Below are 9246 nucleotides of genomic sequence, written 5' to 3'. Positions count from 1 at the left end.
CAACTCTATGGATGGGTTTTGGTTTTGTCCTATCTCACTTGGCTATAGCTATAAATGAAAAACTATTACCTACAAACTAAAAGAAGGGCAGCACATTGTAGGGTCCTTCTTTAAATCTTATGCTTGAGATTGCAAATAATTGGGTAACCCAAGTTGCTCGATTAACTTGAGTTGTTTCTCTAGCCAATAGGCATGATCTTCTTCAGTATCCGTTAGAATGCCTAGCAAAATCTTACGGCTTTGATAATCTTGTTCAGTCTCACAGATAGCGATCGCTTCTTTTAGATCGGCAATTACCTTGTACTCATAGTTCAAATCATTCTGCAACATTTCTGGCACAGTTTTACCGATATTAATTCCATCCTGCTGCGATAGATCGGGTGTACCTTCTAGAAAGAGAATGCGTTCAATCAATAACGCGGCATGTTGGGTTTCATCCTGCATTTCATGATTAATACGCTCATATAGCTTATTCAGTCCCCAATCCAAATACATCCGTGAGTGAGTAAAGTACTGATCTCGCGCCGACAATTCACCACTCAACAACTTCGATAATTGTTGTAAGACTTTCTCACTACCTTTCATAGTTTTTCTCAATTGATTTCTAAAGTATATATTTCTATAATTGATCGCATGTTGCATCAATTCGTCAAACAGCTAAATCATCGACTGCAAGAAATTGGGCAAGCCCGCATTCTCGATTAGCCAAATTTGTGACTCCAGCCAATCCATTTGTTCTTCGGTATCTTCTACCAGTTTGGCAAACAAATCACGGCTAACAAAATCCTGTTGGGTCTCGCAGGTCACGACAGCAGCTTTCAGACCATCACGAATCTCTGTACATATAGTTAGATCATTTTGCAATAATTCAGGTACATCTTCGCCGATGAGGAGTTTACCCAATTGTTGTAAATTGGGCAGTCCTTCTAAAAAAAGCACGCGTTCGATCAGATAGTCTGCTTGCTTCATCGCTTTGATCGAATACTTATATTCGCGATCGTTAAGCTGATTCAATCCCCAGTTTTTACACATTCGTGCATGGAGAAAATATTGGTTGATTGCTGTCAGTTGAGCCTTGAGAGCCTCGTTTAACTGACTCTTTACATCTGAATTTCCTTGCATTGTTGACCACCCTAACTTATCTAGTGATATGAGATTACTTATAGCACTTCCAATGGTAATCCTCATCATAAGTAGCTAGGCACAATTAAATATAAAATCCCAAAACCTATACCGCCCGCTGCGCAGGCGGTATAGGTTTTAGTTCTGTTTTTTTAATTATGCCGAGGTACTTAGAAATTGTTCGTATTAATATTAATTCTCAGAATGCTGAAGAATTCCAAAGCCTTACTGAGCTTAATTTCTAATTCTCAAAAGTGTGCCTATACTTTTGAGAATTAGAAATTAAGCTCAATTAATGTAGATATCCAAAGACTATGCCTTTTGCTGTGCAGACGGCATAGTCTCTAGATCTGGGTTTTACTTGCGTCGATGCACTTAAGACAGCTCTAAATTTTCGTATCTTTGAAGCCTGCAATATCATACTTGACTAATTTGTCATAATCAACAATAATGACAATTACTTGCAATAAAACTAATTTTAAGAAAGGCAAAACGCAAATGTACATTTGTATCTGTCATGCCATAACCGAAAAGGATATACAACAGGCGGTTGGTAAAGGCGCTAGTTCGATCGCTAGACTATCGGAATTGACTATGTTGGGTACTCAATGTGGTTACTGTACCAAGCACGCTCATGAAGTTTTGAATCAATGTGCTAATAAGCCCGCATAATTCAAAGAGATTGATTAAGAAGAAACTCTCGGACGGCTGAGTCCTCGGTAAGCCCGATCGCTCTGGAATAAGCCTGTTGTGATGCTGATTTAGATCCTAACTGCTTGAGCAAGTGAGCCTTTAGCGCCCAATAGGGTTGGTAATTTTTGATGGATTCTATAGGAATTGCATCGAGATGGATTAAACCCTGTTCTATTCCTTGAGCTTCTGCGATCGCGGCGGCGTGACTCACTAAAGCGCCCAAAGTCGGCGAAAGCTGAATCAATCCTTCGTATAGCAAGGCTAGTACTTGCCAATTCACCTGATGTGCGATCGCCCTTTGAGCATGAATCGATTGAATCGCAGCTTCAAGCTGAAATCTTCCTAATTGTTTAAAGGTTGCGGCTTGAGCTAACTCTCTCTCTGCTTCGGCGATCGCTATCTGCGACCACAGACTTGTATCCTGTTGAAGCAGTGGCACATAAGCACCATTAACAGTGCGTCGCGCATCGCGACGAGATTCACAGTAGAGCATGAGCGCAAGTAATCCTCTCGCTTCTGGTTCTTGCGGCATTAAGTGAACGCAAAGACGCGCTAGCCAGATTGCTTCTGCTGCTAGTCCTTGATGACGCGGATCGCTACCATCTACAGTTTCCCAAGCGTTGGTATAGGCTGCATATATTGCTTCTAATACGGCTGATAATCGCGTTGGTAAGTCCTTCTCTTCTGGCAATTCAAAAGCGATCCTTGCATCACGAATTTTGGTCTTTGCTCTAACTAGTCGCTGACTCATGGTCGCAGGAGCAACTAGAAATGCCGAAGCAATCTGGGCTGCATTCAGTCCGAGAACTGTTTGCAGCATCAAGGGGGTGTGAATTGTGGAATCGATCGCAGGATGGGCGCATATAAACAACAATTTCAAGCGATCGTCGGGAAAAGTTACTGATTCTAAAGATGGCTCAGTTGACGATTCTAGTCCGTTTAATTTGAAGGTGTTGAGAACTTTGTCACGAACTTGCGATCGCCTTCCTGCATCAATCAGTCGGTTTCTTGCTGTCACTAGCAGCCATGCTTCAGGATTTTTAGGAACGCCGCTTTCTGTCCAAGTTTTTAAGGCGGAGAGGAAAGCATCGCCGAGGGCATCTTCGGCGGCGACAACATCCCTTGTTTGGGCGGCAAGATAAGCTACGAGCCTACCATAGGAGTTGCGTGCAGCTAATTCTGCGGCTCGACGTGCTTCCATTTGCTGTTAACCTCACGGTGCGGTTTGTTGCCAAGCTGGTAATTGCTCGATTCGCGCATACCAAGCCTGAATATGATGATAATCCTCTAATGGAAATCGCGCAGGTATTGCATAGGTCAGGTCACTTGCCACAGAGAAATCAGCCAAGGTCAGAGTGTTATTGACTAAGTATTCTCGATCTGCCAGATGATTATTCAAGACGCTAGCTTCTTTATGAAAGCGATCGGTTGCCTGTTGGACTACTTGTGGGTCTGGCTCACCTAGTTGCAAGAGAGACTTCAAAAAGTTTTCAAATTGCAAAGGCTGACAGACCTGATACCAATGAGCGAGTTGCCAACTCTGCCAGCGCATGATGTCCGCCCGAATTTTTGGAGATTCTGACCAGAGGGAATTGGGAACTTGGCTAGCCAAGTATTGCATAATTGCCGTAGATTCCCAAAGGATAAAGTCACCATCTTGGAGAACTGGTGTACGCCCTGTGGGATTTAACTGGACAAATTCAGGGTTGTGTTGTTCGCCTTTCTGTAAATCGACCAATTTCAAGTCAATAGGAAGTTGAAGATGAATGGCTACAGCATGGACTTTGCGAGTGTTGGGAGAGGGAGGAAAGTAATAGAGCTTCATGGGTTTTTTCTCCTGTTTCCTAGCTCATGGGTAGCAGTGGACGGACTTCGACCCCGCAATTACTGGCGGCTGGGCAGCGGGCTGCCCAATCCATTGCGGTGTCTAAGTCGGGGACATCAATCAAGAAAAATCCGCCGAGTTGCTCTTTGGTATCAGCATAGGGGCCATCTTGAACGTTACGCTGTCCGTTTTGGATGCGAATGGTTGTGGCTGTGTTGCTAGGGTGAAGTGCCGCACCGCCTGCGGCTACTCCTGCTTCGGCTAACGCTTGGGAGTATGCACCATAGGCTGGCATAGTTTGGGGGCGATCGCGAATGTCTTGCTCGGTTTCATAGACCATAATTGCGTATTTCATAGGTATCTATCCGTTTTTGGGTTGATTAAAGCACAGATTTTTTATGCTTTATACCTCTATGACGAGCGACGCTTTGCTATTTCGACAGATAACAAAATAAACTTTTTGCGGCTTTCAAATCTGTTTATGGGTTAGCGATCGCTTATGCAACTAATAGGTTGCTAACGATACAATCTCCATTTTTTTGTGTTCTATAATACTTATTAATTCTTAATATCATCACTAAAGCCTCACAAATTAACAGCAAAAATTATTGTTAGTTTCGTTTTGGTTAGTTAGTTATGAATTTAAGTTGTCTTGATTAATCTCCAAGCGTTTAGCAATCAATTAAAGAGCCAAGAGTAATTACTGTTTCTTAGTAAATCTTTTGTAGCTAAACAAAATTTGAGGTTATTCAATTTATTTATTAAGTAGAGGATTTTATGTCTTACCATGGCGATATTTCTTCGAGCGAAGATGCAGTTGGAGTTGCGGTCGTTAATTACAAAATGCCTCGCATGCATACCAAGGCAGAAGTCATTGAGAATTGCAATAAAATTGCCTCAATGATTGATGGGATGAAGGTTGGCTTACCTGGTATGGATCTAGTGATCTTTCCCGAATATTCCACCCACGGCATCATGTACGATCCGAAAGAAATGATGGAAACTGCCGCAACAGTTCCTGGTGAGGAAACCGCAATATTTGCCCAAGCTTGTATAAAGAATAAAGTCTGGGGAGTATTTTCTTTAACAGGTGAAAAACATGAGGCGCATCCAGAGAAAGTGCCTTACAACACCTTGATTTTAATGAACGATCGCGGTGAAATTGTTCAGAAGTATCGCAAGATCATGCCTTGGACTCCAATCGAAGGTTGGTATCCTGGCGACTGCACCTACGTCTCAGATGGGCCAAAGGGCTTGAAGATCAGTTTGATTATTTGTGATGATGGGAACTATCCTGAAATCTGGCGTGATTGTGTCATGCGTGGTGCAGAGTTAGTTGTGCGCTGTCAGGGCTATATGTATCCCGCTAAGGAACAGCAAATCATTGTTTCTAAGGCGATGGCATGGATGAATAATACCTATGTGGCGGTGGCAAATGCCTCTGGCTTTGATGGGGTTTATAGTTACTTTGGACATTCGGCGATCGTTGGGTTTGATGGTCGTACCCTTGGTGAATGTGGCGAAGAAGAAAATGGTATTCAGTATGCGGCTTTGTCTAAGTTTGCAATCCGCGATTTCCGTAAGAATGCCCAATCACAGAATCACATCTTCAAGCTGATGCATCGTGGCTATACAGGGATGCTCAATTCAGGTGATGGCGATCAAGGCAAGGCAGAATGTCCCTTTGAATTCTATCGAGATTGGATTCTCGATCCGAAGAAGGCAAAAGAAAGTTCGGAGATGATTACTCGTTCTACTGTGGGTACACCTGAATGTCCGATTGTTGGTCTACCGAACCAGAAGGCAATCCCTTCAGTAGAAAAAGCCAAACCCGAAACTGTTCCAGTTTCGGTTAAAGGTTAGTTTAGGCTAAATTACTTTTTCTAACTTCATTTCGGTTACAGCATAAAGCGCTGAAGAAAAAAACAAGATTTCTATTGAAATTGCTATTTCGCAATGCTTTCAATAGAAATCTTGTTTTTTATAGCAACCTGTGTGTAATCGCGATCGGCGATCTCAGTGGGTGTGACCAAATTTTGGTCACACCCTTATCCGATGAATAACTTTTTTGTTCCCATCTTTTTTAAAAATGTCCGAAGTATTGATATAAAAAACAAAAGAAAATATTCACCAGTCTTTACTTTAGATTACACCCTGTAATTTGGTGAATAATATGCAGTAGTTTAAATATGTGCGTTTACTAAAAGAGATATGACCCCAACCATCCCCACCGAGCAAATCGATCGCATTGTGTGGAATCAACACCACGACCCCTTTACAGTCCTTGGTCCCCATGAAATTGAGCAAGAAGGTAAGTCGGTATGGGTGGTTAGAGCTTATCTACCCGACGCAGAAGCCGTATATGTAGTTAATCCCGAACAAAACAAAGAATATCCGATGCATTCAGCGCATCATCCCCACTTTTTTGAATGTGTGATCAGTGACGCGCCCCACCTGTTTAATTACCAGTTTAGAGTTAAGTCTGGAGACAGCGATCGGCTAGTTCACGATCCCTACTATTTCAAATCCCCATTACTGACAGAATTTGACGCTTACCTATTTGGTGAAGGCACGCATTATCAAATTTACGAAAAAATGGGCGCACATCTTACAACCATTGATGGTGTAAGTGGCGTTTATTTTGCCGTTTGGGCTCCCAATGCCCGTAACGTCTCGATCATCGGCGACTTTAATAGCTGGGATGGACGAAAGAACCAAATGCGTAAAGGTAATACAGGCATTTGGGATCTGTTTATTCCTGAATTAGTAGTTGGTACAGTTTACAAATACGAAATTAAGAGTCCTAAAGGACATATCTACGAAAAATCCGATCCATACGGTTATTTTCAGGAAGTGCGCCCTAAAACCGCCTCAATTGTCACCGATCTCAGTACCTACGAATGGAATGATCAAGCATGGCTAGACAAGCGCCGTACTGAAGATCCTCTCAAAAAGCCGATCTCTGTCTATGAAATGCATCTTGGCTCATGGATGCACGCCTCGGCAGCAATTCCTCCAGCTAGTGGCTATCAGAGCGTATCAGCCGCAGACCTCAAGCCTGGGGCAAGATTCCTGACCTATCGCGAACTCGCCGAAGACTTGATCCCCTATGTCAAAGAGATGGGCTATACCCATATTGAAATGATGCCTGTGGCTGAGCACCCCTTCGATGGCTCATGGGGTTATCAAGTTACGGGCTACTATGCCGCCACGTCGCGCTATGGCACACCTCAAGACTTGATGTACTTCATCGATATGTGTCACCAAAACGATATTGGCATTATTGTTGACTGGGTTCCTGCCCACTTCCCCAAAGATGGACATGGTTTATCCTTCTTTGATGGCACATTCCTCTATGAACCCGCCGATGTCCGCATTGGTGAGCATAAGGAATGGGGAACCAAAATCTTTAACTACAAGCGCAGTGAAGTTAAGAACTTCCTGATTGCTAATGTACTGTTCTGGTTTGACAAATATCACATCGACGGAATCCGCGTCGATGCGGTTGCCTCAATGATCTATCGCGATTACAACCGCGACCCTGGGACATGGCTTGCCAACGAGTATGGCGGTCGCGAAAGTCTCGAAGCGATCGAGCTATTCCGTCATCTGCATAGCATCTTGTTCACCTATTACCCAGGCGCTTTATCGATCGCTGAAGAGTCAACCTCATGGCCAATGGTAACATGGCCTGCTTATTCAGGTGGATTAGGCTTCAACCTGAAGTGGAATATGGGCTGGATGCATGACATGCTCGATTATTTCAAGCTCGACCCATATTTCCGTGGACATAACAATAACTACCTTACCTTCAGTATCTGGTATGCCTTCAGCGAAAACTTCATGTTGGCTCTCTCCCATGATGAAGTGGTGCATGGCAAGAGTCCGATGATCGGCAAGATGCCTGGAGATGAATGGCAGAAGTTTGCGAACCTGCGTTGTCTGTATGGCTATATGTTCACCCATCCTGGTAAGAAAACCATGTTTATGGGCATGGAATTTGGACAATGGGCTGAATGGAACGTTTGGGGCGATCTGGAATGGCATTTGTTGCAATATCCTAGCCACAAGACACTGCAAAAATATGTCGGCGATCTGAACAAACTTTTGCGATCGCTGCCTGAGCTTTATACGCAAGACTTCACTCAAGATGGATTTGAATGGATTGAGTGTAATGACACCAAAAACTCAGTCATCTCTTTCTTGCGTAAAGGGCTAGATGGTGAGTTTGTGTTGGTGGTCTGCAACTTCACACCTGTTGTCCATCACAACTATCGCGTTGGTGTACCTGAAAAGGGCTTCTATAAAGAAGTTCTCAATAGCGATGCACAGATCTATGGTGGTAGTGGTGTCGGCAATCTTGGCGGCAAATATGCCGATGAATATGGCAGTCATGGCAAGCCATATTCGGTGGATGTCACAGCGCCGCCTTTAAGTGTGGTTGTCTTGAAATATACAGGCGAAGTCTAAAACACAATAAAAAAGGAGCGCTAAGCGCTCCTTTTTTTACATGCCTCGGAAACCAATCGGCGCATCCATTTTTTCGATATCAGTAGGTTTAGGAGCCTGTCGCTTCATCTTTTGTTGATAGAGATTACCAATAAAATTCAAGATAACCCCAATGATCAATAAGCTTAATCCATAATATTGGGCTATGGTAGGGACTTGTTTTAAAATCAAGTAAGCCATAAAAATTGTGAGAATAGGATTTACCGAAGTTGCTAAATTGAGTTCTGTTGGTGTGGCTCTCTTTAAACCTAATAGCCAACAAAGTCTAGCAATAACAACAATCACCAATGCATAGAGAAGCATCCATTGCCAAAGCAAAGGCGAAAAAGCATCCGCAAAATGTTCTTTCCCATATAAAATATTGGCTATTACAAAGAAAATCACGGTTCCAAGCAGATTGCGATAAATCGTGAAAATCCCTAAAGGAATTGATTGCAATTGCAACTTGTTGTTAACTGATGAAATAGAAGTAATAACCGCCGCGATCGCTACCAGAATTTCTCCAGTTCCAATTTGGAATCCTACCGTCGTCATCATTTTTCCTGCTCCCCCTAAAAGAATAGTAACCACCACACCACCGAAGGAAGCCAGAGCACCAGCAATTGTCCAACCATCAAGCCTTAACCCCAATAGCCAAACACTCAATACAAGCGTTAAGATTGGCTCAATACGACCAATCAAAACAACATTGGCAATACTTGTATTGCCAATCGCTGTAAACATCAAAGCAGGTGCGATCGCTCCAGTAAAAATACTCGTAATAGTTAAGCTAGTCCAATCTTTGCGCGTAAGTGATTTGAGAACATTTGGGTTCCAGTCACGATAAAAGAGGGGAATCATTAATCCCAATCCACAAATATTGCCAACAAATAGGACATTACAGAGGGAGATGGGATTTCTGCCATCGATTAAATTATGTAGCCCAATGTCATTGAGTATCCGCGTGAGCGAGTTTGAGGATGCAAAAATTAAAACAGCAAAAGCGAGATAGATTGAACTTGGAATACGGTTTAAGATGGTCTGGATATTACTAATTTTCATTACAGCGTTTTACGATTTAATGGGATACGAGATTTTTAAGTTTGTGTAAGGCAAAC

Annotated in this window: 9 protein-coding genes; 3 read left to right on the top strand and 6 right to left on the bottom strand. The window is 42.9% G+C overall.

Features of this window, described 5'->3' with window-relative positions:
* Nucleotides 1–117: 117 nt before the first annotated feature.
* Both bfr (APA_RS03050) and bfr (APA_RS03045) read right to left on the bottom strand, forming a co-directional pair.
* Nucleotides 118–585 (bottom strand): bacterioferritin, encoded by a 468-nt coding sequence (bfr, locus tag APA_RS03050; RefSeq protein ID WP_201320848.1) that lies wholly within the window; start codon nucleotides 583–585, stop codon nucleotides 118–120.
* A 72-nt stretch (nucleotides 586–657) separates the two neighbouring features.
* Nucleotides 658–1122, bottom strand: a complete 465-nt coding sequence (gene bfr / locus APA_RS03045) for a bacterioferritin (protein ID WP_201320847.1) — start codon at nucleotides 1120–1122, stop codon at nucleotides 658–660.
* A 450-nt stretch (nucleotides 1123–1572) separates the two neighbouring features.
* On the opposite strand from bfr (APA_RS03045), the gene APA_RS03040 reads away from it, so the two are divergent.
* Entirely contained in the window at nucleotides 1573–1794 is a 222-nt protein-coding gene (locus APA_RS03040; RefSeq protein WP_236579386.1) for a (2Fe-2S)-binding protein, read from the top strand.
* A 1-nt stretch (nucleotide 1795) separates the two neighbouring features.
* Here the strand turns inward: APA_RS03040 and APA_RS03035 are convergent, their stop codons facing one another.
* From APA_RS03035 to APA_RS03025, 3 genes are read right to left on the bottom strand one after another with little or no spacing between them, the layout of a single operon-like run.
* Nucleotides 1796–3016: an RNA polymerase sigma factor gene (locus APA_RS03035; RefSeq protein WP_201320845.1), complete on the bottom strand. Its 1221-nt coding sequence runs from the start codon at nucleotides 3014–3016 to the stop codon at nucleotides 1796–1798.
* A 12-nt stretch (nucleotides 3017–3028) separates the two neighbouring features.
* The gene (locus tag APA_RS03030) at nucleotides 3029–3640 is read right to left on the bottom strand and encodes a glutathione S-transferase family protein (protein WP_201320844.1); all 612 of its coding nucleotides are present in this window, start codon (nucleotides 3638–3640) and stop codon (nucleotides 3029–3031) included.
* Nucleotides 3641–3659: 19 nt separating this feature from the next.
* Complete coding sequence (locus APA_RS03025) at nucleotides 3660–3995, bottom strand: YciI family protein (protein WP_201320843.1); 336 nt, start codon at nucleotides 3993–3995, stop codon at nucleotides 3660–3662.
* A gap of 422 nt (nucleotides 3996–4417) precedes the next feature.
* Between APA_RS03025 and APA_RS03020 the strand changes: the two genes are divergently transcribed.
* On the top strand, nucleotides 4418–5503 hold the full coding sequence (locus APA_RS03020; protein ID WP_201320842.1) for an aliphatic amidase: 1086 nt from the start codon (nucleotides 4418–4420) through the stop codon (nucleotides 5501–5503).
* 348 nt (nucleotides 5504–5851) lie between these two features.
* The gene (gene glgB, locus APA_RS03015) at nucleotides 5852–8110 is read left to right on the top strand and encodes a 1,4-alpha-glucan branching protein GlgB (protein ID WP_201320841.1); all 2259 of its coding nucleotides are present in this window, start codon (nucleotides 5852–5854) and stop codon (nucleotides 8108–8110) included.
* Nucleotides 8111–8146: 36 nt separating this feature from the next.
* Here the strand turns inward: glgB and APA_RS03010 are convergent, their stop codons facing one another.
* Nucleotides 8147–9190, bottom strand: coding sequence for a DMT family transporter (locus APA_RS03010; RefSeq protein ID WP_201320840.1), 1044 nt, complete (start codon nucleotides 9188–9190; stop codon nucleotides 8147–8149).
* Between the last annotated feature and the right edge of the window lie 56 nt (nucleotides 9191–9246).

It is taken from the genome of Pseudanabaena sp. lw0831 (assembly GCF_016584665.1).
GTDB lineage: Bacteria > Cyanobacteriota > Cyanobacteriia > Pseudanabaenales > Pseudanabaenaceae > Pseudanabaena.
This window is presented reverse-complemented; position numbering and strand designations above follow the sequence as displayed.